Annotated in this window: 26 protein-coding genes; 15 read left to right on the top strand and 11 right to left on the bottom strand. The window is 77.2% G+C overall.

The window, feature by feature from the left end; genetic code table 11:
* Positions 1 to 296: 296 nt before the first annotated feature.
* Complete coding sequence (locus tag VEW93_03410) at positions 297 to 1,058, bottom strand: alpha/beta fold hydrolase (GenBank protein HYI60835.1); 762 nt, start codon at positions 1,056 to 1,058, stop codon at positions 297 to 299.
* Between the two features lie 47 nt (positions 1,059 to 1,105).
* On the opposite strand from VEW93_03410, the gene menD reads away from it, so the two are divergent.
* Positions 1,106 to 2,893, top strand: coding sequence for a 2-succinyl-5-enolpyruvyl-6-hydroxy-3-cyclohexene-1-carboxylic-acid synthase (gene menD / locus VEW93_03405; protein HYI60834.1), 1,788 nt, complete (start codon positions 1,106 to 1,108; stop codon positions 2,891 to 2,893).
* A 55-nt stretch (positions 2,894 to 2,948) separates the two neighbouring features.
* Complete coding sequence (locus VEW93_03400) at positions 2,949 to 4,157, top strand: amidohydrolase family protein (GenBank protein HYI60833.1); 1,209 nt, start codon at positions 2,949 to 2,951, stop codon at positions 4,155 to 4,157.
* Positions 4,158 to 4,224: 67 nt separating this feature from the next.
* On the opposite strand, the gene VEW93_03395 is transcribed toward VEW93_03400, so the two are convergent.
* Together VEW93_03395 and VEW93_03390 are read right to left on the bottom strand one after the other, a co-directional pair.
* Complete coding sequence (locus tag VEW93_03395) at positions 4,225 to 5,466, bottom strand: isochorismate synthase (protein HYI60832.1); 1,242 nt, start codon at positions 5,464 to 5,466, stop codon at positions 4,225 to 4,227.
* A complete protein-coding gene (locus VEW93_03390; protein HYI60831.1) occupies positions 5,463 to 6,221 on the bottom strand; it encodes a ubiquinone/menaquinone biosynthesis methyltransferase in 759 nt (252 codons plus the stop codon). Before VEW93_03390 ends, VEW93_03395 begins: the two co-directional genes overlap by 4 nt.
* 70 nt (positions 6,222 to 6,291) lie before the next feature.
* Here VEW93_03390 and yaaA point away from each other — a divergent pair, with 70 nt between their 5' ends.
* The gene (gene yaaA / locus VEW93_03385) at positions 6,292 to 7,011 is read left to right on the top strand and encodes a peroxide stress protein YaaA (protein HYI60830.1); all 720 of its coding nucleotides are present in this window, start codon (positions 6,292 to 6,294) and stop codon (positions 7,009 to 7,011) included.
* Between the two features lie 7 nt (positions 7,012 to 7,018).
* On the opposite strand, the gene VEW93_03380 is transcribed toward yaaA, so the two are convergent.
* From VEW93_03380 to VEW93_03370, 3 genes are read right to left on the bottom strand one after another with little or no spacing between them, the layout of a single operon-like run.
* Positions 7,019 to 8,665, bottom strand: a complete 1,647-nt coding sequence (locus VEW93_03380) for an AMP-binding protein (GenBank protein ID HYI60829.1) — start codon at positions 8,663 to 8,665, stop codon at positions 7,019 to 7,021.
* Positions 8,666 to 8,709: 44 nt separating this feature from the next.
* Complete coding sequence (locus VEW93_03375; protein HYI60828.1) at positions 8,710 to 9,168, bottom strand: MaoC family dehydratase; 459 nt, start codon at positions 9,166 to 9,168, stop codon at positions 8,710 to 8,712.
* Between the two features lie 27 nt (positions 9,169 to 9,195).
* Positions 9,196 to 9,543, bottom strand: a complete 348-nt coding sequence (locus VEW93_03370; protein ID HYI60827.1) for a hypothetical protein — start codon at positions 9,541 to 9,543, stop codon at positions 9,196 to 9,198.
* Here VEW93_03370 and VEW93_03365 point away from each other — a divergent pair.
* Positions 9,542 to 10,312 carry a sugar phosphate nucleotidyltransferase gene (locus VEW93_03365; protein ID HYI60826.1) on the top strand — a complete coding sequence of 257 codons (771 nt, stop codon included), beginning with the start codon at positions 9,542 to 9,544 and terminating at the stop codon, positions 10,310 to 10,312. The two genes, VEW93_03370 and VEW93_03365, sit on opposite strands and share 2 nt — an antisense overlap.
* Here the strand turns inward: VEW93_03365 and VEW93_03360 are convergent.
* Positions 10,309 to 11,730: a lytic murein transglycosylase gene (locus tag VEW93_03360; protein HYI60825.1), complete on the bottom strand. Its 1,422-nt coding sequence runs from the start codon at positions 11,728 to 11,730 to the stop codon at positions 10,309 to 10,311. The genes VEW93_03365 and VEW93_03360 overlap by 4 nt on opposite strands.
* A gap of 55 nt (positions 11,731 to 11,785) precedes the next feature.
* Complete coding sequence (gene rlmN / locus VEW93_03355) at positions 11,786 to 12,844, bottom strand: 23S rRNA (adenine(2503)-C(2))-methyltransferase RlmN (GenBank protein HYI60824.1); 1,059 nt, start codon at positions 12,842 to 12,844, stop codon at positions 11,786 to 11,788.
* Between the two features lie 46 nt (positions 12,845 to 12,890).
* Here rlmN and VEW93_03350 point away from each other — a divergent pair, with 46 nt between their 5' ends.
* Positions 12,891 to 13,451, top strand: coding sequence for a DUF4870 domain-containing protein (locus VEW93_03350; protein HYI60823.1), 561 nt, complete (start codon positions 12,891 to 12,893; stop codon positions 13,449 to 13,451).
* Here the strand turns inward: VEW93_03350 and mshD are convergent.
* On the bottom strand, positions 13,433 to 14,287 hold the full coding sequence (gene mshD, locus VEW93_03345; GenBank protein HYI60822.1) for a mycothiol synthase: 855 nt from the start codon (positions 14,285 to 14,287) through the stop codon (positions 13,433 to 13,435). The genes VEW93_03350 and mshD overlap by 19 nt on opposite strands.
* 31 nt (positions 14,288 to 14,318) lie before the next feature.
* On the opposite strand from mshD, the gene nth reads away from it, so the two are divergent.
* The gene (nth, locus tag VEW93_03340; GenBank protein HYI60821.1) at positions 14,319 to 14,975 is read left to right on the top strand and encodes an endonuclease III; all 657 of its coding nucleotides are present in this window, start codon (positions 14,319 to 14,321) and stop codon (positions 14,973 to 14,975) included.
* A gap of 188 nt (positions 14,976 to 15,163) precedes the next feature.
* Here nth and VEW93_03335 read toward each other — a convergent pair whose 3' ends face one another.
* The gene (locus tag VEW93_03335) at positions 15,164 to 15,367 is read right to left on the bottom strand and encodes a hypothetical protein (protein HYI60820.1); all 204 of its coding nucleotides are present in this window, start codon (positions 15,365 to 15,367) and stop codon (positions 15,164 to 15,166) included.
* 63 nt (positions 15,368 to 15,430) lie between these two features.
* Here VEW93_03335 and hisD point away from each other — a divergent pair, with 63 nt between their 5' ends.
* The 5 genes from hisD to hisA are packed head-to-tail and all read left to right on the top strand — an operon-like array spanning position 15,431 to position 19,839.
* Entirely contained in the window at positions 15,431 to 16,735 is a 1,305-nt protein-coding gene (hisD, locus tag VEW93_03330) for a histidinol dehydrogenase (GenBank protein HYI60819.1), read from the top strand.
* Positions 16,732 to 17,796 carry a histidinol-phosphate transaminase gene (gene hisC, locus VEW93_03325; GenBank protein HYI60818.1) on the top strand — a complete coding sequence of 355 codons (1,065 nt, stop codon included), beginning with the start codon at positions 16,732 to 16,734 and terminating at the stop codon, positions 17,794 to 17,796. Before hisD ends, hisC begins: the two co-directional genes overlap by 4 nt.
* Positions 17,793 to 18,401: an imidazoleglycerol-phosphate dehydratase HisB gene (gene hisB, locus VEW93_03320; protein ID HYI60817.1), complete on the top strand. Its 609-nt coding sequence runs from the start codon at positions 17,793 to 17,795 to the stop codon at positions 18,399 to 18,401. Before hisC ends, hisB begins: the two co-directional genes overlap by 4 nt.
* 50 nt (positions 18,402 to 18,451) lie before the next feature.
* Complete coding sequence (gene hisH, locus VEW93_03315) at positions 18,452 to 19,105, top strand: imidazole glycerol phosphate synthase subunit HisH (GenBank protein ID HYI60816.1); 654 nt, start codon at positions 18,452 to 18,454, stop codon at positions 19,103 to 19,105.
* A complete protein-coding gene (gene hisA, locus VEW93_03310) occupies positions 19,105 to 19,839 on the top strand; it encodes a 1-(5-phosphoribosyl)-5-[(5-phosphoribosylamino)methylideneamino]imidazole-4-carboxamide isomerase (GenBank protein HYI60815.1) in 735 nt (244 codons plus the stop codon). The genes hisH and hisA overlap by 1 nt, the downstream gene beginning before the upstream one ends.
* A 2-nt stretch (positions 19,840 to 19,841) precedes the next feature.
* Here the strand turns inward: hisA and VEW93_03305 are convergent, their stop codons facing one another.
* Complete coding sequence (locus VEW93_03305; protein HYI60814.1) at positions 19,842 to 20,654, bottom strand: isocitrate lyase/phosphoenolpyruvate mutase family protein; 813 nt, start codon at positions 20,652 to 20,654, stop codon at positions 19,842 to 19,844.
* 86 nt (positions 20,655 to 20,740) lie between these two features.
* Between VEW93_03305 and hisF the strand changes: the two genes are divergently transcribed.
* From hisF to VEW93_03285, 4 genes are read left to right on the top strand one after another with little or no spacing between them, the layout of a single operon-like run.
* Positions 20,741 to 21,514 carry an imidazole glycerol phosphate synthase subunit HisF gene (hisF, locus tag VEW93_03300; protein HYI60813.1) on the top strand — a complete coding sequence of 258 codons (774 nt, stop codon included), beginning with the start codon at positions 20,741 to 20,743 and terminating at the stop codon, positions 21,512 to 21,514.
* A gap of 38 nt (positions 21,515 to 21,552) precedes the next feature.
* Positions 21,553 to 21,870, top strand: a complete 318-nt coding sequence (locus tag VEW93_03295; protein ID HYI60812.1) for a co-chaperone GroES — start codon at positions 21,553 to 21,555, stop codon at positions 21,868 to 21,870.
* A gap of 50 nt (positions 21,871 to 21,920) precedes the next feature.
* Entirely contained in the window at positions 21,921 to 22,277 is a 357-nt protein-coding gene (hisI, locus tag VEW93_03290; GenBank protein ID HYI60811.1) for a phosphoribosyl-AMP cyclohydrolase, read from the top strand.
* Positions 22,270 to 23,844, top strand: coding sequence for a chorismate-binding protein (locus VEW93_03285; GenBank protein HYI60810.1), 1,575 nt, complete (start codon positions 22,270 to 22,272; stop codon positions 23,842 to 23,844). Before hisI ends, VEW93_03285 begins: the two co-directional genes overlap by 8 nt.
* Positions 23,845 to 23,868: the final 24 nt, after the last annotated feature.

Raw genomic sequence — 23,868 nt, 5'->3', positions numbered from 1 at the left:
CACGACCACGGGGTTCGCCCCGGGGCACCGACACCGGGGACCGAGGAGCCGACCACCGCCGTGGAGGACGAGATCTGCCGCCCGCCGCGCCGGGGGCCTTCGGGCCACCTGCGAGGCCGGGTAACGGGCATCGCCCGCCGGAGCTTCGGCTCCGACGGGCGATGTGAGTGATCAGAGCGAAGCTAACGCTGCGCACCGATCGCATGGTGGATCCTCGTCCGCCCGGTGGCCCCGGCCGCCGCCCGGCTTCGGCCGGACGGCGCCGGGGTCGCTACCGTTTTCGGGCCGGGTCGCGCTCAGGGCAGGGCGGGACCGACGGCAGCCAGGAAGCCGTCCGGGTCCTCCAGGTGGCAGGCGTGGCCGGTGCCGGGGACCATGACGGTGGTGGCCGTGGGCCCGATGCCGTCGGCCAGGCGGGCCCCCAGGGCCCGGAAGCGGTCGTCGTGCTCCCCGGCCACCACCGTGACCGGGACGCCGGCCCGGCCCAGGGCCGGCAGCTCGTCCCACCACGGCGGGTCCATGGTGCCGGTGCCCGAGCGGCGCAGCGAGGCGGCCAGGCCGGCCGCGGTGTTGGCCCGGCGGGCCTCCCGGCCGGCCCGCTCGGGGTCCAGGGTGGCGAACAGCGGTTGGGCCAGCCACCGGTCCAGGAAGGCGTCGACCCCGTCCCGCTCGACGGTGCGGGCCAGCTCCTCGTCGGCGGCCCGGCGGGCGGCCCGCTCGGCGGGGTCGTCGAGGCCGGCCGTGGCCCCCACCAGGACCAGGCCCTCCACCGCCTCGGGGTGGTCGAGGGCCAGGCGCAGGGCCACCCGGCCCCCCATGGAGTAGCCCAGCCAGGTGGCCGGCCCGAGCGGTCCGGCCAGGGCCGCGGCGGTGTCGGCCAGGTCGAGCTCGAGGTCTGCGGAGCCGCCGTGGCCGGGGAGGTCCACCCGGTGGACCCGGTGCCGGGCGGCCAGGGCCGGCACCAGTGGGTCCCACGACGCGCCGGTCTGGGTGAAGCCGTGCAGCAGGACCAGGGCCGCCCCGCCCTCGGGGCCCACCGGGGGGGCGACGTGCAGCACCCGGCCACGGTACCGGGGTCCCCCGGCGCCGCTCCTACGCTGCCCGTGTGACCGACGGAGCCCCTCTCCCGCAGGACGTGGCCGCCACCTTCTGCGCCACCGTGGTCGACGAGTGGGCCCGGGCCGGGGTCACCGACGCGGTGGTGTGCCCGGGCAGCCGGTCCACGCCCATGGCCCTGGCCCTGGCCGCCGAGGAGCGGATACGGGTGCACGTGCACCACGACGAGCGGGCCGGGGCCTTCACCGCCCTGGGCCTGGGCCTGGCCACCGGCCGTCCCGCCGTGGTCCTGACCACCAGCGGCACGGCGGCGGCCGAGCTCCACCCGGCGGTGGTCGAGGCCCACCACGCCTGGGTGCCCCTGCTGGCCGTGACCGCCGACCGGCCCCCGGAGCTGGGCGACGTGGGCGCCCCCCAGACCATCGACCAGCACCGCCTGTTCGGGCCGGCCACCCGCTGGTCCCACGCCCCCGGCGTGCCCGACCCGGCGGCCCGGAGCACGTGGCGGGCCGTCGCGGCTCGGGCCGTGCTGGAGGCCACCGGGACGGGCGGAGGTCCCGGGCCGGGGCCGGTGCACCTGGACCTGGCCTTCCGCGAGCCGCTGGTGGGCACGGCCGGGACCCTCCCCGAGGGGCGGGCCGGCGGCGCCCCGTGGACGACGACGGCCCCCCGCCGGATCGGGCCCGACCTCCGGGCCCTCGATGCCGTCCTCCGCACCGCCCGCCGGGGCGTGGTGGTGGCCGGGGCCGAACCGGGCGCTCCGGTGTCCGGGCCCGGCAGCGTGGCCAACGCCGCCCCCCGCATCGCCTCGGCCCTGGGCTGGCCCCTGCTGCTGGACGCGAGGGTGCGGGCCGGCCTGGAGGGCCACGGCGTGCGGGGGGCGGCCGTGGTGGCGGCGGCCGACGCCCTGCTCCGGCACGGGCCCACGGCCGAGGCCCTCCGGCCCGACGTGGTGCTCCACCTGGGGGCGCCCCCGGCGTCGCGGGTGGTGGCCGAGTGGCTGGCCGGCAGCGGGGCCACCCACGTGCGGGTCCAACCGGTGGGGTGGTCCGACCCGGCCCTCGACACCGCCCTCCGGGTGGCGGCCCCGGCCGCCGGCCTGGTCGAGGCCATGGGCGCCGCCGACGGGGCGGGCGTGCTGGTGGCCCCGGCCACCGAGCCGGGCTGGCCCGAGCGGTGGGCGACGGCCGAGGCCGCGGCCCAGGGCGCCATCGCCGCGTGCCTGGCCGGCCACCCGGAGGCCACCGAGCCCGGGGTGGCCCGCGCCGTGCTGGCCGCCCTGGCCGACGGCGACCAGCTGGTGGTCTCGTCCTCCATGCCGGTGCGGGACCTGGAGTGGTACGGCCGGCCCCGCAGCGGGGTGCGGGTGTGGGCTAACCGGGGGGCCAACGGCATCGACGGGGTGGCCTCCACCGCCCTGGGCGTGGCCCTGGGCACCGGGCGGCCCACCGCCTGCCTGGTGGGCGACGTGGCCCTCCTCCACGACGGCAACGCCCTGCTGGGGGCGGCGGCCCGAGGCGTCGACCTGACCGTGGTGGTGGTGGACAACGACGGCGGCGGCATCTTCTCGTTCCTGCCCCAGGCCACCGAGCCCGGCGGGCCCACGTTCGAGGCCCTGTTCGGCACCCCCCACGGGGTCGACCTGCGGGTCCTGGCCGCGGCCCACGGCCTGGTCACGGTGGAGCCGGCCGGCGCCGCCGAGGTGGGGCCGGCGGTGGTGGCCTCCCTGCGGGCCGGGGGGGTCCGCCTGGTCCGGGTGGTCACCGACCGGGCCGCCAACGTCGAGGTCCACCGCCGGGTCCACACCACGGTGGCCGCCGCCCTCGACCCGTCCTGAGGCCCGCCGCCCGGGTGCCGAGCACGGGCGGGACCGCGTGGCCAGACTGGCGGGCATGCCGTACAGCAGCGGGCGCATCGTCCACGACGCCGACGCCCACATCATGGAGACGCCGACGTGGCTGCGCGACCACGCCGACCCGGACGTGCGGGACCGCATCGCCCCCCTGCGCTACCCGGGGGGCAACGAGCTGCGCCAGACCGGCGACCCCGAGGCGCAGCAGCGCGACCTCCGGGCCGCCTTCGACCAGCTGGCCCAGCGCCACCGCTCCGACGCCTACCGGGCCGAGGAGGAGGCCGAGATCATCCGGCGCAAGAACTTCGCGGCCACCGGCTCGTTCCTGGCCGAGGACCGGCCCCGGGCCCTGGACCTGCTGGGCTTCTCCAGCCAGCTGGTGTTCAACACCTTCCACAACCGCCGCCTGCGGGACTGGGAGCACGGCGGCGACCTGGACCTGGCCTACGGCACGGCCCGGGCCCACAACCGGGGCATGGTCGAGTTCTGCTCGGTGGATGATCGCCTCCTGCCCACCTGCTACGTGCCGCTGGTCGACCTGGACCGGGCCGCGGCCATGGCCGAGGAGGCCATCGCCATGGGGGCGGCCGCCCTGCTGGTGGCCTCGGGCTGCCCGCCGGGCCACTCGCCCAGCCACGTCGGTCTCGACCCGGTGTGGGCCCGGGCCCAGGAGGCCGGCCTGCCGATCGTGTTCCACGTGGGGGGCACCGGCGACCTCATCGATCCCGCGTACGTCGAGAACGGGTTGCCGGTCCCGCCCGACTTCCACGGCGGCGAGGAGAACTTCCGCTCGGTCGACTACATGGGCATCCCCGGCCCGCCGGCCCAGACCCTGGCCACCATGATCTTCGACGGGGTGCTGGAGCGGTTCCCCGACCTGCGCTTCGGGGTGATCGAGCAGGGGGCCGTCTGGGTGCCGTCGTGGACCCGGCAGATGGAGTCGGCCTTCGAGGCCTTCGGCCGCCACGAGGAGCGCCTCCGGGCCCTGTCGCTGCGGCCCACCGAGTACGTCCGGCGCCAGGTGCGGGCCACGCCGTACCCCACCGAGGACGTCGGGTGGATCATCGAGCAGTCCGGCGCCGAGGTGTGCCTGTTCTCCTCCGACTACCCCCACGTGGAGGGCGGGCGCCGGCCCATCGAGCGCTTCGAGGCCTCGCTGGGCGACGCCTCGGAGGAGGTCCGCCGGCGCTTCTACTGCGACAACCTGCGCGACCTCATGGGCTCGGCCGCCGCCCCCCTGGCCGCCTGAGGGGCCGATCCGGCCAGGCCCGCTCCGGTTGGGCCTGATCCGGTCGGGCCAGCTCCGGTCAGGACGGTCAGGGCCGGACCAGGACCGAGAGCATGGCCTGGAGCTTGGCCCGGGTCTCGATGAGCTCGGTGGGGGGATCGCTGTCGGCCACGATGCCGTTGCCGCCGAACACCCGGGCCTCGGCCCCGTCCACCACCGCGCTGCGGATGGCCACGGCCCAGGTGCCGTTGCCGTGGCGGTCGGTCCAGCCCACGGCCCCGGCGTAGGGCCCCCGGGCGAAGCCCTCCAGCTCGGCGATGGCGGCCAGGGCCGCGGCCCGCGGCCGCCCGCACACCGCCGGGGTGGGGTGGAGGGCGGCCACCAGGTCCAGCACCGAGGCCGGGGGCGACGACAGCACCCCCGACACCGTGGTGGCCAGGTGGGTCACGTTGGGCAGGGCCACCACCGACGGCTCGGCCTCGAAGTCCAGGAAGGAGCAGAACGGCACCAGGGCGTCGTACACGGCGTCGATGGTGACCTGGTGCTCGTGCCGGTACGAGGGCGAGGCCAGCAGGCCGGCCACGGCGTCGGCGTCGGCCACCGGGTCACCCCGCCGGGGGGCGGTGCCGGCCATGGGCTGGGACCGGACCCGGTCGCCGTCCCGGCCCACCAGCAGCTCGGGGCTGGCCCCCACGAACCCGTCGACGGACCACAGGTGGCAACCGGGGAACCCGAGGGCCAGGCGGCGCAGCACGGCGGCCAGGTCGAAGGGGGCATCGGCGGTGACCCGGACCTCGCGGGCCAGCACCACCTTGTCCAGCCCACCGGCCCGGATGCGGGCCGTGGCCTCGGCCACCGCGCCGCACCAGTCCGACGGCGACCGGGCGCTCTCCACCGCGAACGAGCCGGGCCCGGGGCCCCGCACGTCGGGAGCCCGGAGCCGGGCGCCGTCGAGGGTGGCCGGGTCGGCGGGCGGGGCGTCCTCGGTGCCCACCGTCGTCACCCAGGCCGTCCCGTCGGGGGCCCGGCCCACCACCAGGGCCGGCACCACCAGGGCGCCGGCCTCGTCGGGGTGGAAGGGCAGGGCGCCCAGGGCCACGGGGCCGGTGCCGGGCCGGCCCACCGGGTCCTCGACCCGGGCCGCGCCCAGCAGGGCGGCGGCGTCCTCGGGCCGGACCCGGGCCGCCTCGCCCCGGCCGGCCAGCGCCTCGCCCCCCGGGGCGCTGAACAGCAGGCCGTCGCCCCCGGCCACGGCCAGGGGCTCGGGGGCCACGTCCAGGCGGGTGGTGCGGGCCACCAGGCGCCCGCCGGCCGGGGCCGGGGCGGTCACCGGGCCCCGTCGGGCGGCAGGCGGGTGGCGGTGACCAGGCGGGCGATGCCCACCGACAGGAGGTCGTGGCGGGCCTGGCCGAAGCCGACCTGGTCCAGCATCCCCAGCATCCGGTCGCCGGAGGGCAGGTACGACACCGACCGGGGCAGGTAGCGGTAGGCCGCCGGGTCCGACAGCAGCCCCCCGATGCGGGGCACCACCTTCCCGAAGTACAGGCCGTGACCCCACCGGAGCAGCGGGTTGGGGGGCTCGGCCACCTCCAACAGGGCGATGCGCCCGCCGGGTCGCACCACCCGGGCCAGCTCGGTGAAGAAGCGGGGCAGGTCCTCCAGGTTGCGCAGGGCGAACCCGCAGGTGACCCCGTCGACGGCCCCGTCGGGCACCGGGAGGCCGAGGACGTCGGCGTGGACCAGCGGGGCCCGGGTCCGGGCCGCCACCAGCATCCCGAACGACAGGTCGACCCCCACGGGCCGGTGGCCGGAGCGCACCAGCTCGGTGCACAGGTCGCCGGTGCCGCAGGCCAGGTCCAGCACCCGCGAGCCGGCCGGCAGGGCCAGGGCCCGGACGCTGCGCCGTCGCCACCCGACGTCCATGCGGAAGGTCATGACCCGGTTCACCAGGTCGTAGCGGGGGGCGATGGTGTCGAACATGGCCCGCACGGCCCGGACCTTCTCCTCGCCGGTGGGCAGGTGGTCGGCGTCGGGCAGGGCGCCGCGGGACAGCGGGCGGCCCGAGCGGGTGACGGGGGTGCTCACGACGGCGAGGATACGGGCGGGCCCGGGCCGGCGACGGACCGGGGGGGCGCCCGTGCCAGGATCGGCCGCCGTGGCCCGCGCCTTCGCCATCCTCCTGCCGCCGTCCAAGGCCACCGCCCCCGGCGGGTCGGGCCCGCCGTGGCAGCCCGGCGCGGGGGCCCTGCCCGAGCTGGACGGGGCCCGGGCCGAGGTCCTGGCCGCCCTCGACCCGGGCGGCCGGGCCGTGGCCGCGGCGCCCACCCGGCCGGCGCTGGAGCGCTACGCGGGGGTGCTGTACCGGGAGCTGGACCCCGGCTCGCTGCCGGCCCCGGCCCGGCGGCGGCTGCGGGCCACCGCCCTCGTCTTCTCCGGCCTGGGCGGGGTGGTGGCCCCGGCCGACCCCGTGCCCGACCACCGGCTGGAGATGGGCGCCCGCCTGGCCCCCCTGGGCCGGCTCTCCACCTGGTGGCGGCCCCGGCTCACCGCCGCCCTGGCCGACCGCCTGGCCCGCCGGGTGGTGTGGGATCTGCTCCCGGCCGAGCACGCCGCGGCGTGGGACCCGGGCGCGGTGCCCTGGGCCCGGCGCATCACGGTCCGGTTCGTCACCGCCGAGGGGGCCACGGTGAGCCACTGGAACAAGCTGCTGAAGGGGGCCCTGGTCCGCCACCTGGTGGCCACCGGCCTGGACGACCCGGCCGGCCTGGCCGCCTTCGACCACCCGGCCGGCTACCGCCTCGACCGGCGGGCCTCGAGCCTCGACGGGCCCACGGCCGCCGTCGTCCTCCGGGCCCGGGGGGCGCCGGGGGGCTGAGGGCCGGTCAGGAGCCGGTGGGGGCCTCGTCGCGCGGGGCGGGACCGGTGCGGGCCACGGCCCGGACCCAGGCGTGGTCGGCCTTGCCGGAGGGGAGGCGCCGCACGGCGGCCACCTCGACCAGGCGGCGCGGCACCTTGAAGGCGGCCAGGTGGTCGCGGCAGTGGGCCTCCAGGTCGGCCCGGTCCAGGGTGGCACCGGCGCGCGGGGCCACCACCGCCGTCACCCGCTCGCCCCACCGCTCGTCGGGCACGCCGACCACGGCGGCGTCGAAGACGGTGGGGTGGGCCTTGAGGACGGCCTCCACCTCGTCGGGGAAGACCTTCTCGCCGCCGGTGTTGATGGAGCTGGCCCCCCGGCCCAGCAGGGTGACGGTGCCGTCGTCCTCCACCCGGCCCAGGTCGCCGGGCACCGCCCACCGCACCCCGTCGAGCACCGGGAAGGTCTGGGCCGTGCGCACCGGGTCGTTGCGGTACCCCAGGGGGATGTGGCCCCGGCGGGCGATGAGGCCGATGCGCCCGGTGTCGATGCCCGGCACCAGGGGGCTGCCCTCGTGGTCGAGGACGGCGGTGTGGTCGCCCAGGGGGAACCGGGTGCGCTCGGCCGCCGGGCGGCCCGGCCACCACACGGCGTTGCCCTGGCCACCGGTCTCGGAGGTGCCGTAGCCGTCGACGATGGCGGCCCACGGGAGGTGGGCGCTGAGCTCGTCGCGCACCGCCGGGGACAGCACGGCCCCGCCCGAGACCACGGCCACCAGGGCGCCCAGCTCCCAACGGTCGGGGTGGGCGGCCAGCGCGTCGGCCAGAGGGCGGCCGAAGGCGTCGCCCACGATGACGACCAGCGTGGCCGCCTCGGCCGCGGCGTGGTCCCAGAGCTGGGCCGGGTCGAAGGTGGAGTCGGGGATGGTCAGGACCGTGCCCCCGGCCAGCAGCGTGGCCAGGGCCACCCACTGGGCGGTGCCGTGGATGAGCGGCGAGGCGGGCAGGCAGCGGGAGCGTCCGGCCGCCGCCTGCTGGACCATGGCGGCCGGCGTGGCCGGCCGGCGCGGGGCGCGGCCGGCGTCGACCATGGCCCCCGAGCCGGCGCCCATGGCCGCCACCACGATGTCCTGGTGGCGCCACTCCACGCCCTTGGGCATGCCGGTGGTGCCGCCGGTGTAGAGCAGGTACAGGTCGTCCCCGCGGCGCCCGGCGCCGTCGGGCCGGGCCGGGTCCGCGCCCGCCAGCCGCTCCTCGTGGGGCGCCCCCCGGCCCACCAGCGGCGTCACCGCGTCGCCGGCGGCCCGGCGCTCGGCCACCGCCGGCTCGACGGCCTCGCCCAGGTCGGGCCCGTGGAGCACCACCCGGGGCCGGGCGTCGGCGAACAGGTAGGCCATCTCCGCCGCCGTGTAGCGGTAGTTGACGTTGAACGGCACCGCCCCCAGCTTGTAGGCGCCGAGCAGGCTCTCCAGGTGCTCGTGGCCGTTGCGGAGGGCCAGGCCCACCCGGTCGCCCCGGGCCACGCCGTGGGCGGCCAGGACGTGGGCCAGCCGGTTGGCCCGCTCGTCCAGGTCGGCGTAGGAGAGCCGGGTGGCGGGGGAGACCACCGCCTCGCGCTCGCCGACCCGATCGACCACCGCCTCGAAGAGGTCAGCCAGGTTCCACGTCCCGGCCATGCGCGGTGACGGTAGCCAGGGGCCCGGACCGGGCGGGAATCCGCCTACTCGTAGTAGCGGAAGATGATGCTGGCCACGCAGGAGGGCTTGGACGCGCCCTCGACCTCGAAGGTGAAGGTCATCGAGACCTGGGCCCCGCCGGCGATGCGCTCGACCCCGTCGAGGGTGGCCCCGAGGCGGAGCTTGGCGCCGACCGGGACCGGCGACGGGAACCGCACCTTGTCGCAGCCGTAGTTGACGCCCATGGCCACGCCCTCGACCCGCATGATCTGGGGGGCCAGGGTCGGTCCCAGCGAGAGGGTGAGGTAGCCGTGGGCGATGGGGCCGCCGAAGGGCGACTCGGCCTTGGCCCGCTCCGGGTCGACGTGGATCCACTGGTGGTCGCCGGTGGCCTCCGCGAACGTGTTCACCTGCTCTTGGGTGATCTCGATGGGGTCGGAGTAGCCGAGGTGGGTGCCCACCAGCTCCTCGAGGCCGGCGATGCCCTGGATCGTCGTGGTCATGGGGGCATCATGGCCCACGTGGCCCGCCTAGGAGAACCAGACCTTCTGGTGCCTCCGGCTCTGCGGGTGGACCAGGAGGGCGAGTTGGGCGCCGGCGAACAGCAGGCCCAGCACGGCGTCGAGGCCGGCGACGCCGAAGGTGAGCAGGGCGAAGAGCAGGCCCACGGCCGAGACGACCACGCCCAGCACCCAGCCCCACCGGCGCTCGTTGGCGATGCCCAGCCCGGCGGCCGCCGAGCCGACGACCAGGGCGGTGCCGACGGGGAACACGAACACCTTGCCGAACAGGCCGAAGACGGCGTCGATGTAGAGCAGGAACATCCCGATCTGCAGGGTCTGCGGGAGGGACTGGTTGCTCCACCGGTGCAAGGGCATGGCTGACAGTCTGGCAGCCGTCGTCCTGGCCGCCGGAGCCGGGACCCGTCTGCGGCCCCTGACCCGGCGCCGCCCCAAGGCCCTGTGCCCGGTCGGGGATCGGCCCCTGGTCGACCACGCCGTGGCCCGGGTGGCGGCCGTGGCCGGGGCGCCGGTGGCGGTCAACGTGCACCACGGCCGCGAGGCCATGGAGGCCCACCTGGCCCGGGCCGGCGCCGCCGTGCACGTCTCGGTCGAGGAGGGGCAGGCCCGGGGCACGGCCGGGGCGCTGGGGCTGCTGAGGGAGTGGGTCGACGGTCGCCCCGTGCTGGTCACCAACGCCGACGCCTGGCTGCCCGCCGACCTGGGCCCGTTCGTGGCCGGCTGGGACGGCGAGCGCACCCGCCTGCTGTGCGTGGTGGATGCCGCCCGGGGCGACTTCGGACCCCTCCGCTACTGCGGGGCCGCCCTCATGCCGTGGGCCGCGGTGGCGCCCCTGGGGACCGAGCCCTCGGGCCTCTACGAGGTGGCCTGGCGGGCGGCCCGCCTGGCCGGCACCCTCGACCTGGCCGTCCACGACGGGCCGTTCGTGGACTGCGGCACCCCGGCCGACTACCTGGCCGCCAACCGGGACTGGTCGGGGGGTGGCAGCGTGGTGGGGGTGGGCGCGGTGGTGGGCGAGGGGGCCCGTGTGGTGCGCTCGGTGGTGTGGCCCGGCTCCGAGGTGGCCCCGGGGGAGCACCTGGTCGACGCGGTGCGGGCCGAGGACCTCACCGTCCTGGTCCGCTAGCCCCCCGCGGGGGCCGGCGGCACCGCCGGCACGGTGAGGGCGGCCTGGTAGCGGCGGGCCTCGGCCAGCACGGCCTCCACGTAGGCCCCCGAGTGGTTGTAGGAGAAGTAGCCGGCCCGCAGCTGGGCCTCGTCGGTCAGGTCGCTGCGCCCGGCGCACAGGTAGGCGGCGGCCGCCGCGGTGGCGTCGTAGAACGACTGGGGGTCGGCGGTGCCGTCGCCGTCGCCGTCGCGGGACCACGCCCGCCACGTCGAGGGGATGAACTGCATGGGGCCCACGGCCCGGTCGTACGCCGCGTCGCCGTCCCAGGCCCCGCCGTCGCTGTCGCCCACCACCGCGAAGGGACCGCCGTCGAGGCGGGGCCCGATGATGGCCCTGGTGGGCCGGCCCCGGGCCGTGAGGGTGCCGCCCCCGTAGGTGCCGTGGCGCCCCTCGACCTTGGAGATGCCGGCCAGGGCCCACCACTCCAGGCGGCAGGGGGCGGTGTCGGCCGCCTTCACCCAGGCGTCGAGGGCCACCAGCTGGAAGTCGAGCCCCACCACGTCGGCCCGTAGCCGGGCCGGGCCCAACCGGTCCAGGGCCACCAGGACCTCGCCCTCGCGGCGCTGCACGTCGGCCGCCGCCACGGCCTCGTCCTCGACCGTGCGCCGGGCCTCGGCGTCGAGGTCGGCGATGTGCTGCTCGGTGGCCCGGCGGGCGGCGATGGCGTCCCGCTCGGCCTGCTCGGCCCGGCGGCGGGCTTCGAGGGCCCGGCCCCGGGCGGCCAGGGCGTCGTCCCGGGCCACGGTCAGCTGCTCGACGTCGCGGGCCCGGCCGGCCACCGTCGACTCGCCCAGGGTCAGGCGCACCAGCGAGTCGTTGATCCCGCCGGTGCCGGACAGGGCGGCCAGCTCGTCGGCCACCGCGGTCGAGCCCGACATGTAGGAGTCGACCAGCAGCCCCCGCAGGCGGTCCTGGGCCCGCCCCAGGCGCAGCCCGGCCTCCTTGGCCTCGGCTGCGCGCTGCCGGTGGGCTCGGACGGCGGCGGCCCGCTCCTCGCCCCGCTGGGCCTCCTCGGCCCGGCGCTGCTCCAGGGCGGTGACGGTGGCCGCCCGCTCGGCGGCGATGTCGACCAGCCGCTGGCGCAGCTCGTTGCGGTGGCGGACGGCGGCGTCGCGGCGGTCCCGGGCCTCGTCCAGGACGCCCCGGCGGCTGTCCAGCTCGTCGCTGGCCAGCCCCACGTCGTCCAACCGGGGCGAGATCGGGTTGGTGGGCAGGGGCACGTCGGGCTCCGGGGCCTGGACCGGCGGCGGGCCCGGGGCCCGGGCCGGCCCGGGCAGCGCGGCGGCCGCCGGGTCCCCGGCCAGGACGGCGGCGGCCAGCGCCGCCACCAGGACGACGGCCGGGGCGCGGCGAGCGGGGGGCGCCGTCGGCTGCACGTTCCGTCGTCGGGGGATCACGTCGCTCCGGGTGGTCGGCTGCCCCCCGGTGACGCTACCGCCGGGCTCGCCGGACGGTGGGGGCGGCCAGCGGGGTGGCTGCCCCGGCGGCCAGCTGGCCGCAGGCGGCGTCGATGGACGTGCCCCGGGTGTCGCGGACGGTGACGTTCACGCCCCGGGCCGCCAAGTCGTCACGGAAGGCCTCGACCCCGGCCGGCGGGGTGCCGCGGGTGGGGTAGCCGGGCGTGGGGTTGAGGGGGATGAGGTTGACGTGCGCCCGCAGGGGCCTGGCGTAGTCGGCCAGCTGGGCGGCGTCGCGGGGCTGGTCGTTGACCCCGTCGATCAGGGCCCACTCGAAGGAGAGCCGCCGCCCGGTGGCCTCCACGTGCTGGCGGCAGGCGTCGGCCAGCACCGCCAGCGGGTAGCGGCGGTTGATGGGGACCAGCTCGTCCCGGCGGGTGTCGTCGGCCGAGTGGAGCGAGACGGCCAGGTTGACCGGCAGGTCCTCGGCGGCCATGCGCCGGATGCCGGGCACGATCCCCACCGTCGACACGGTCAGGTGCCGGGCCCCCAGGCCCAGGTCGCCGTGGATGCGGCGGATGGCGCCCCAGGTGGCGTCGTAGTTGGCCAGCGGCTCGCCCATGCCCATGAACACCACGTTGGCCAGGCGGCGCCCGTCGTCCCGGGCCCGGCGGGCGGCCCGCACCACCTGCTCGACGATCTCCCCGGCGCTCAGGTGGCGGGAGAACCCGGCCTGCCCGGTGGCGCAGAAGCCGCAGCCCATGGCGCAGCCGGCCTGGCTGGACACGCACACCGTGGACCGCCCCGGGTAGTGCATGAGGACGGTCTCGACCCGGGCCCCGTCGGCCAGGCTCCACAGCCACTTCACGGTGTCTCCGCCGTCGGCGGTGGCCTCGGTGGCCAGGGCCAGGCCCGCGGGCAGGGCCTCGGCCAGGTGGCGCCGCAGGGCCAGGGGGATGTCGGTCATCTCCTCGGGCCCGGCCAGGCGCTGGTGGAGGCCGGTCCACACCTGGTCGACCCGGTATCGGGGCTGGCCCTCCAGCAGGGCGCCCAGCGCGGCCCGGTCGACGTCGTAGCGGGAGGGCCGGACCACGCCCCGAGGGTACGCCCGCCCCGGGGCCGGGCCGTAGCCTGCGGCCATGGACGCCACCACCGTTCCCGAGCAGCCGGGCTGGTACGCCGATGCCGAGGGGGCCTGGTGGTGGTGGGACGGCCTGTCGTGGACGTCGGCCCGGGTGGCCGTGGCCGCCGGGGTGGGCCGCGCCCCGCGCCCCGGGGCGGACCCGGCCGCCGAGCGGACGCAGGCCCTGTTGGTGTGGGGGCTGAGCCTCGTCACCTGGATCGGTCCCCTGGTGCTCTACTTCGGGGCCAAGGACCGTCCCTTCGTGCGGCACCACGCCGCTGAGGCCCTGAACCTGGCCCTCGTGGGCCTGGTGCTCTCGTTTCCCTTCGCCCTGGTCTCGGTGGCGATCCTCTTCGTGGGCCTGGCCGCCAGCGAATCGGGCGGGTCGTCGGGGGGCGTCGTCGCCCTGGTCGTGATCGGGGTGCTGACGCTGGCCTCGGTCGGCTACAGCGTGGGCATCTCCGTGGTGGGCCTCGTGCGGGCCCACCGGGGGATCTGGTGGCGGGCTCCGCTCCCGTTCCGGTGGGTGCCGGGCGCGGCACGGCCCGGGGAGGAGCCCTACTCGGTCCGGCCCTGACCGGGTGGGAGCCCGGGGCCGGCGCGGCGGGTGCGGACCCGGCGGGTGCGGTGGAGGGTGAAGCCCAGGCCGTCGTAGAGGCGGCGGGCCGGGGCGTTGTCGGCGTCCACGTAGAGCAGGGCCAGGCCCACGCCTCCGGCGGCCAGGTGGGCCAGGCCGGCCACCACCAGGGACCGGCCCAGGCCCCGCCCCCCGGCCGAGGGGTCGACGCCGATCACGTAGATCTCGCCCCGGCGAGGGCCGTCGCCGTCGGCGGGGTGGACCTTGGTCCAGCAGAAGCCGTCCAGGTCGCCGCCCTCGTCGACCGGGGGGTGGCCGTCGGCCACCAGCAGGCCGGCCGGGTCGAACCAGGGCTCGGCCATGGTGGCCCGCAGCGAGGCCACGGTCTCGTGGCCCTGGTCGGGGTGGCCGGCGAAGGAGCGGTTGTTGCACCGCACCCAGGCCTCCTCGTCCGTGGTGCCGGGGCGTAGGGGCCGGACGGCGACGGGAGCGGTGACGGCCACCAGGCCGTCCTCCAGGGGGAGGGGGCGGCGGAGGTGGAGGATGGCCCGCTGGGCGGGCAGGCCGGCGGCGGTGGCCACGGCGTCGACGGTGGACTCGTCGTCCTCGGTCTCCCAGTGGGCGGCCGGGGCCCCGGCGGCCAGGGCCCGGGTGGCCAGGGCGTCCAGGAGGGCGGATGCGGCGGCGGCGGCCGGGCCGGTCCCGGCGGGCAGGGGATCGGTGGCCATCCACAGGTCGCCACCCCGCACCCGGGCCCGGGCCCGCAGGCCGGCGGCCGGTCCGTCGGCCACCTCGCCGCCGGCCTCGGTGAGGCGCAGGTCGGGGGGGCCGGGCACGGCGGCGACCCTACCGGCCTACTCTCCGGGCATGGCTCGCCCTCGCTCCCCCCAGGGCCGGGCTCGGGTGGTCCACGAGCGGCTCGGCGAGCTGTACCCGGGGACGGCGACCGAGCTTTGCGCCCTCGACCACCGCAACGCGTACGAGCTGCTGGCCGCCACCATCCTGTCGGCCCAGTGCACCGACGAGCGGGTCAACCTGGTGACGCCGGCCCTCTTCGCCCGCTACCCGACGCCCCACGACCTGGCCGGGGCCGACCCGGGCGAGGTGGAGGAGCTCATCCGCCCCACCGGGTTCTTCCGCAACAAGGCCAAGAGCCTGCTGGGCATGGCCCACGCCGTCGACACAAGCTTCGGGGGCGAGGTGCCGTCCCGCATGTCCGACCTGGTGACCATCCCGGGGGTGGGGCGCAAGACGGCCAACGTGGTGCGCACCGTGGCCCTGGGCCAGCCCGGCCTGCCGGTCGACACCCACGTGGGCCGGGTGTCGCGCCGCCTGGGCCTGACCGAGGAGACCGACCCGGTGCGGGCCGAGCGGGCCCTCAACCCCCTGGTGCCGGCGGGGCAGCGGGGCATGTTCAGCCTGCGCCTCATCCTCCACGGCCGGGCCACCTGCCGGTCGCGGTCGCCCCGCTGCGGGGAGTGCGTGCTGGCCGACGTCTGCCCCTCGGCCGGTCAGGTGCCCTGATCCCGACATCGGGACAGCAACTGCCAAAGAAAAGACCCGGCGGGCGGGTCGAAGGGCTGGACGGGGTCCGGGTCTACGTGCGTATGATGACGGCTGACCAGGTTCCCGCCACCTGGTTCCTGCGACGCTGGGATCCGCCGCCCGGTGTCGCCTCGACGGGGGCGCCTCTGGCGCCCCCGTCGTCTTTTTCACCCCAGCCTGCGCCCGGCGGCCTCCAGGGCCCGGCGGGCCGACCGCAGGGCCCGCTCGGCGTCGTACAGGGCGGCCGACACCGCCTCGGTGCCGTCCCGGTCGGTGGCCCGGGCCCCGACCAGGGTGCGGGCCAGGAGCTCGTCGACCTGCGAGGTCATGGTGCTGAGGGAGGCGGTGGTGGGCATGTCGGGGGCGGCCATCGTCCCAGTGTGGCGGCCGGAACCGGTGGGGGACGGCCCTCCTGGCTTCGGTAGCGTGCTGCCGTGCTCACCCGCCTCGACCTGCGTGGCGTCGCCGACGGCGCGCTCGCCGACCTCCTGCCCCCGGTGGCCCTCGACGGCGACGGCCCCCGGGCCGCGGTGCGCGAGGTGCTGGAGGCGGTCAGGGCTGGCGGCGACGCCGCGGTGCGCCAGCTCACCAGTCGCTTCGACGGCGTCGACGTGGCCGAGACCCGGGTCCCCGAGGCGGCCCTGGCCGCGGCCCGGGCCGCGGTGCCGGCCGAGGTGGGCGCGGCCCTGGAGGCGGCGGCGGCCGGCATCGAGGACTTCCACCGCCACCAGCTCCGGCCGGCCACCACCTACCGGAGGGACGGCATCACCATCGCCGGGCGGGCCCAGCCCGTCGACCGGGCCGGCTGCTACGTGCCCGGTGGCCGGGCCCTGTACCCCTCGACCGTGCTCATGACCGCCATCCCGGCCCGGGTGGCCGGGGTGCCGGAGGTCGTCCTGTGCGTGCCCCCCGGGCCCGACGGCGAGGTCCCGGCCCTGACCCTGGCCGCCGCCGCGGTGGCCGGCGTGGCCGAGGTCCACCGGGTGGGCGGGGCCCAGGCCATCGCCGCCCTGGCCTACGGCACCGAGTCCATCCCCCCCGTCGACGTCATCGTGGGGCCGGGCAACGTGTACGTGGCCGAGGCCAAGCGCCAGGTGGCCGGGGAGGGCCGGGTCGGCGTGCCCTCCGCCTTCGCCGGCCCGTCCGAGGTCATCGTGGTGGCCGACGCCTCGGCCCCGCCGGCCCTGGCCGCGGTGGACGTCATCCTCCAGGCCGAGCACGGCCCCGGCGGCCGGGCCTGGCTCATCACCTGGGACGAGGCCGTGGCCGATGCCGTCGATGCCGAGATCGCGGCCCAGGTGGCGACCTCCCCCCGCCGGGCCGACATCGAGGCCACCTTCGCCGCCGGCGGCCACCTGGCCCTGGTCGACGGGCCGGCCCAGGCCGCGGCGGTGGTCAACCTGGTGGCCCCCGAGCACCTGGAGGTCATCTGCGAGACGACGGCGTCGGACCAGGTGGTGGCGGCCGTCCGCCACGCCGGGGCGGTGTTCGTGGGGCCGTGGGCCCCGGCCTCGGTGGGCGACTACGTGGCCGGGCCCAGCCACGTCCTGCCCACCGCGGGCACGGCCCGGTTCGGTTCGGCCCTCACCGTCACCGACTTCACCAAGGACGTCCACGTGGTCACCCTCGACCGTGAGGCCCTGGCCCTGGTCGGTCCCCACGTGATGGCCCTGGCCGAGGCCGAGGGCCTGCCGGCCCACGCCGACTCCGTCCGCCGCCGCCTGGCGCCCTCGCCATGACCCCGCTGGTCCAGCCGCGCCCCGACCTGTCCCTGGTGGAGGGCTACCACTCGCCCCAGGTCGACGTGGAGGTCCGGCTCAACACCAACGAGTCGCCGGTCCCGCCGCCCGCCGCCTTCCTGGAGGCGGTGGCCGCCGCCGTGGCCCGGGTCGACTGGCACCGGTACCCCGACCGGGGGGCCACCGCCCTGCGGGCCCGCATCGCCGCCCTCCACGGCGTCGAGCCGGCCCAGGTGTTCGTGGCCAACGGGTCCAACGAGGTGCTCCAGACCCTGTCCCTGGCCTACGCCGGGCCCGGGCGGTCGGTGGCCGTGTTCGAGCCCACCTACGCCCTCCACTCCCACATCGCCCGCATCACCGGGGCCACCGTGGCCGAGGGCGAGCGGGCCGCCGACCTCTCCCTCGACCGGGACGAGGTGCGCCGGGTGCTGGCCGGCGCCGATCCCGCCCTCACCTACCTGTGCTCGCCCAACAACCCCACCGGCATGGTCGAGGCCCCGGAGGTGGTGGCCGAGGTCCTGGGCCTGGTGCCCGGGCTGCTGGTGGTGGACGAGGCCTACGGCCAGTTCGCCCCGTGGTCGGCCCTGGAGCTGGTGGGGGAGGGCGTCCCCCTGGTCGTCACCCGCACCTTCTCCAAGACGTGGTCCATGGCCGCGGCCCGCCTGGGCTACCTGGTCGGGCCGTCGTGGGTGGTGGCCGAGCTGGACAAGGTGGTGCTGCCGTACCACCTCGACGCGCTCAAGCAGGTGGCCGGGGTGGTGGCCCTCGACTTCGTGGGCGAGATGGAGGCCCGCGTCTCCCACCTGGTCGAGGAGCGGGGCCGGCTGGAGGCCGGCCTGCGCGACCTGCCGTGCGACGTGTGGCCGTCGGCCGCCAACTTCATCCTGTTCCGGCCCCGGGCCGCCGATGCCGCCGCCGTGTGGCGGGCCCTGGTCGACCGCTCCGTCCTGGTGCGCGACTGCTCGTCGTGGCCCCGCCTGCAGGGCTGCCTCCGGGTCACCGTCGGCACCACCGACGAGGACGACCGCTTCCTCACCGCTCTCCGAGAGGTCCTCGCATGACCGAGCCCCGCCCCGCCCGCGCCGCCTCCCGGTCGCGCACCACCAAGGAGACGGAGATCTCCGTCACCCTCGACGTCGACGGCCCGCAGGGCCAGGTGGCGGCCCGCACCGGCCTGCCCTTCTTCGACCACATGCTCGACCAGGTCGGTCGCCACGGCGGGTTCGACCTGACCGTCGAGGCCACCGGCGACCTGCACGTGGACGGCCACCACACCGTCGAGGACGTGGGCATCCTGCTGGGCGAGACCTTCCGCGAGGCGCTGGGCGACAAGGCCGGCGTGCGCCGCTTCGCCTCGGGCCTCTACCCCCTGGACGAGGCCCTGGTGGAGGTGGCCCTCGACCTCTCGGGGCGCCCGTTCGTGGCCTACGACGTGCCCTTCGGCGAGGTGCTGCCCCTGGGCGACCCGCCGTTCAACCCCGAGATGGCCGAGCACTTCTGGCACTCCTTCGCCACCTCGGCCGGCATCACCCTGCACGTCACCCGGCGGGCCGGCCGCAACACCCACCACGTGCTGGAGGCCACGTTCAAGGGCGTGGCCCGCTGCCTGCGCGACGCCGTGCGCATCGAGGGCACCGGCGTCCCCTCCACCAAGGGCCTGTTGTGACCGCGTCGGCGCAGCCGACCCCGTCAGGGCGGCGGGTGGGGTCGGCGGACGTGAGGGCCCCGCTGGTGGCCGTGCTCGACTACGGCATCGGCAACCTGCGCTCGGCCCAGAAGGCCCTGCAGCTGGTGGGGGCGGACGCCCGCCTCACCGCGGATGTCGAGCTCATCGCGGCCGCCGACGGCGTGGTGCTGCCCGGCGTGGGCGCCTTCGGGCGGTGCATGGAGGCCCTGGCCGAGGCCGGCCTGGCCGACGTGGCCGCGGCCGGGGTGGCCGACGCCACCGCCGGGGGCCGGCCCTTCCTGGGGGTGTGCGTGGGCATGCAGATGCTCTTCGAGGGCTCCGACGAGACCCCTGGCGTCCCCGGCCTGGGCGCCCTGCCGGGCTGGGCCCGGCGCCTGCCGGAGGGGGTCAAGCACCCGCAGATGCAGTGGAACGTCCTGGACTGGCGCCGCCGCCCGGCCCTGGCCGCCGAGCTTCCCGACCCGGCCTGGGTGTACTTCGTCCACTCCTACGCGGTGGAGGCGCCCGACGACCTGGTCGTGGCCACCTGCGACTACGGCGGGCCGGTGGCGGCCATGGTCGAGCGGGGCCGGTGCTGGGCCACCCAGTTCCACCCCGAGAAGTCGAGCGCGGTGGGCCTGGCCCTGCTGGCCGGGTTCGTGGCCGAGTGCGGGGCCGATCGGGCGGTGGGGGCGCCGCGCTGATGGACCTGTTCCCGGCCATCGACCTGCGGGGCGGCCGTTGCGTCCGCCTCACCCAGGGCGACTTCGCCCGCGAGACCGTCTACGGCGACGACCCCGTGGCCCAGGCCAAGGTGTTCGCCGACGCCGGGGCGCCGTGGGTCCACGTGGTCGACCTGGACGCGGCCCGGACCGGGGCGCCGGTCAACCGGCCGGTCATCGCCGCCATCGCCGCCGCCGTGGCCACCCCGGTCCAGACCGGGGGCGGGGTCCGCTCCGACGCCGACGCCGAGGAGCTGCTGGCCGCCGGCGTGCGCCGGGTGGTGGTGGGCACCGCCGCCCTCGACGACCCGGCGTGGGCCCGGTCGCTGGCCGCCCGCCACCCGGGCCGGGTGGTGCTGGGCCTCGACGCACGGGGCCAGGAGGTGGCGGTGCGGGGCTGGCAGGAGGGCTCGGGCCGGGCCCTCCTGGACGTGGCCCGGGAGATGGACGACGCCGGCTTCGCCGCCTACGTCGTCACCCAGATCGACGTCGACGGCGTGGGCTCCGGCCCCGACCTGGACACCTACGCGTCCCTGCTGGACGAGCTGGAGACCGAGGTGGTGGCGTCCGGCGGCGTGGGGGCGGCCGAGCACCTGCGGGCCCTGGCCGGCCTGGAGTCCGGCAACCGGGTGCTGGCCGGCGTCGTGGTCGGCAAGGCTCTCTACGACGGCTCCCTCACCATCGACGACGCCCTGGCCGCGGCCGAGACCGCCTGAGCTCAGCCCGCGGCGTCGGCGCGGAAGGCCCGGGCGGCGACGGGTCCGGGGACCTGCGGGGTGGCGGGGTCGAGGGTGCCGTGGTCCAGGAGCCCTTGGGCGGCGGCGGCCACCGCGCCGTAGGCGGCCGAGGACAGGGCGCTGCCCACCGACACCCGGCGCACCCCGGCGGCGGCCAGGTCGGCCACCGACGGGCCGCCGGGCAGGAGCAGCACGTTGACCGGGACGCGGAGCTCGTCCACCACCCGGCGGATGACGTCCAGGTCGAGCAGGAGCGGGGCGTAGACCACCTCGGCCCCGGCGTCCCGGTAGGCCGACAGGCGGGCCACGGTGTCGTCCAGGTCGTCGACGCCGTGCAGGTGGTTCTCGCAGCGGGCGGTGAGGACCAGGCCGTGCTCCCTCGCCGCCTCGGCCGCGGCGGCCACCCGGGCCACCGCCTCGTCCTGCGGGTCGATGCGCCCGGCGGCCGGGTCCCAGTCCTCGATGGAGCAGCCCGCGGCCCCGGCCTCGGCCAGCAGGCCCACCGTCTCGGCCACCCCGGCCGGATCGGCGGCGAAGCACCGCTCGGCGTCCACGTGGAGGGGCAGGTCGGTGGCCGGGGCCAGGTCGGCCACGTGGTCCAGCAGCACGTCCCGGGTGATGTGCATGTCCTCCCGGCCCCGGCTGTGGGCCAGGCCGGCGCTGGTGGTGGCCAGGGCGGCGAAGCCCTGGGCGGCCAGGATGCGGGCCGAGCCCCGGTCGAACGGGTTGGGGATCACGAACGTGCCCTCCCGGTGGAGGTCGCGGAGGCGGGTGCGGCGATCGGCGGCGGTCATGGGCCGCAGTCTGCCGGTGGTCGCCGGCCCGGGGGCCGCGGGATCCGACGAGGAGGCCGGGGGCGGGGAGCGGTACCGTCGCCGCCGTGCGCACCGCCCGGGTGATCCCCTGCCTCGACGTCACCGCCGGCCGGGTGGTCAAGGGCGTGAACTTCGTGGGCCTGCGCGACGCCGGCGACCCGGTGGAGCTGGCCGCCCGCTACGACGCCGAGGGGGCCGACGAGGTGGTGTTCCTGGACATCACCGCCAGCTCGGACGACCGCGACACCATGGTCGACGTGGTGGCCCGCACCGCCGAGCAGGTGTTCATCCCCCTGACCGTGGGCGGGGGCATCCGCACCGTCGAGGACGCGCGGCGCATGCTGCGGGCCGGGGCCGACAAGGTGTCGCTCAACACCGCGGCCATCGCCCGGCCCGAGGCCATCTCCGAGGTGGCCGCCGAGTTCGGCAGCCAGTGCGCGGTGGTGGCCATCGACGCCCGGCGCCGGGTGGCCGACGACCCCTCGGCCGGCTGGGGGGTGTTCACCCACGGGGGCCGCCACCCCACCGACCTCGACGCCGTCGAGTGGGCCGCCGCGGCGGAGCGCCGGGGGGCGGGGGAGATCCTGCTCACCTCCATGGACCGCGACGGCACCCGCGACGGCTTCGACGTGGAGCTGACCCGGGCCGTGACCGACGCCGTGGGCGTCCCGGTCATCGCCAGCGGCGGGGTGGGCACCCTCGACCACCTGGCCCGGGGCGTGCTCGACGGGGGGGCCGACGCCGTGCTGGCCGCCTCCATCTTCCACTTCGGCGAGCACACCGTGGCCGAGGCCAAGGCGGTCATGGCCGCGGCCGGCATCACCGTCCGCCCCGGGTGACCGGCGGCGCCGGCCGGGGTGACCGGTAGCCTCGACGGGTGGCCGACAAGCTCCCGATCAAGATGCTCAACGACCGGGTCCTGGTGCGCATCCAGAGCGACGGCGAGCGCAAGAGCACCGGCGGCATCCTCATCCCGGCCACGGCCCAGCAGGCCAAGCGGCTGGCCTGGGCCGAGGTGGTGGCGGCCGGGCCCAACGTCCGGTCCATGGAGGCCGGCGACCACGTCCTGTTCAACCCCGAGGACCGCTACGAGGTCGAGGTGCGGGGCGAGGACTTCGTGATCCTGCGCGAGCGCGACGTCCACGCCGTGGCCTCCGAGCGCCTCGAGGACAGCCCCACCGGCCTGTACCTGTAGGCCGAACCCGTGGGGGAGGGGCGGCGGCCCGGGCCCTATCCTCGGCGGCCATGCCCACCCCCATCGACGCCCGCCCCGAGGACCTGGACCGGGTCCGCTACGACGAGCGGGGCCTGGTGCCGGCCATCGTGCAGGAGCACGGCACCGGGCAGGTGCTGATGATGGCCTGGATGAACGAGGCCACCCTGGCCCGCACCCTGGCCGAGGGGCGGACCGTGTTCTGGAGCCGGTCCCGCCAGGAGGAGTGGCGCAAGGGCGACACCTCGGGCGACATCCAGATCGTGCGCGAGGCCTACTACGACTGCGACGGCGACACCCTCCTGTTCGTGGTCGACCAGGAGGGCGCCGGGGCGTGCCACACCGGTGAGCACACCTGCTTCTACCGGTCGTTCCGCCACGATGGCTGAGGCCGCCGCCCTGCCCCTCACCCCGGGGCCGGAGGAGTTCGCAGCCCTGGCCCGGGCCCACCGGGTGGTGCCGGTGGCCGTGCACCTGGTGGCCGACACCATCACCCCGGTGGCCGCCTTCGGCCGCCTGTGCCGGGGCGAGCCCGGCTTCCTGCTGGAGTCGGTGGAGCACGGCGAGCGGTGGGGCCGCTGGTCCTTCGTGGGCCGGCGCCCGGCCGCCACCGTCGTCTCGCACCACGGCCGGGTGGAGCTCCGGCCCACCGCGGACGGCCGCCCGGGGGTGGCGCCGCCCCCCGGCACCACCGCCGTCGACGCCGGCGGCGGGGTGCTGGCCGCCCTGGAGGAGCTGCTGGGCGCCTACCGGTCGCCGGCGGTCGAGGGCCTGCCCCCCCTCCACGGTGGGCTGGTCGGCTACCTGGGCTACGACGTCATCCGCGAGGTCGAGCACCTGCCCGCCGTGCCCCCCGACGACCAGGACCTGCCCGAGGCCATCCTGTCCCTGGTGGGGGAGCTGGCCGCCTTCGACCACTGGCGCCAGCGGGTCACCCTGGTGGCCAACGTGTTCGTGCCCGACGACGCCGACGACGCCTGGCTGGCCGCCGCCTACGCCACCGCGGCGGCGCGGCTGGCCGCCCTGGCCGCCGACGGGGCCACGGCGGTGGACGAGCCCCTGGTCGCCCCGCCGAGCCCCGACGACCCCCTGCCCGAGGTGACCCCCACCGTGCCGCCCGAGGCCTTCGCCGCCGCGGTGGAGGTGGCCAAGGAGCACATCCTGGCCGGCGACGTCTTCCAGGTCGTCCTGTCGCAGCGCTTCGACCTGGACCTGGACGCCGACCCCTTCGACCTCTACCGGGTCCTGCGCCAGGTCAACCCCAGCCCGTGCATGTACCTGGTCCGCCACGACGAGGTGACCCTGGTGGGGTCCTCGCCCGAGCCGCTGGTGCAGCTGCGCGACGGGCGGGTCATCTCCCGGCCCATCGCCGGCACTCGCTACCGGGGGCGCACCGAGGAGGAGGACCGCCGCCTGGCCGCCGAGCTGGTCGAGCACCCCAAGGAGGTGGCCGAGCACGTGATGCTGGTCGACCTGGCCCGCAACGACGTGGGCCGGGTGGTGCGCTTCGGAACCTGCCGGGTCGAGGAGATGATGACCCTGGAGCGCTACAGCCACGTCATGCACCTGACCTCGCAGGTGGCCGGGGAGCTGGCCGAGGGCCTCACCCCCATCGACGTGCTGCGGGCCACCCTGCCGGCCGGCACCCTGACCGGCGCCCCCAAGGTCCGGGCCATGGAGATCATCGACGAGCTCGAGCCCACCAAGCGCGGCCCCTACGGCGGGGTGGTGGGCTACGTGGACCTCAGCGGGGTCATCGACACGGCCATCACCATCCGGACCATGGTGTGCCTCCCGGACGGGCGGGCCTCCATCCAGGCCGGGGCCGGCATCGTGGCCGACTCGGTGCCCGAGCACGAGGAGCTGGAGTGCCGCAACAAGGCCCGGGCCCTGCTGGCCGCGGTGCCCGCGGCCCGGCGCATGACCGCGGCCAGCCGGGCGGCCGCCCCGACCTGACCGGCCGGCGGGCCGTCAGGCCGA

It is taken from the genome of Acidimicrobiales bacterium, assembly GCA_035630295.1.
In the GTDB taxonomy this organism is placed as follows: Bacteria; Actinomycetota; Acidimicrobiia; order Acidimicrobiales; family Iamiaceae; genus Iamia.
This window is presented reverse-complemented; position numbering and strand designations above follow the sequence as displayed.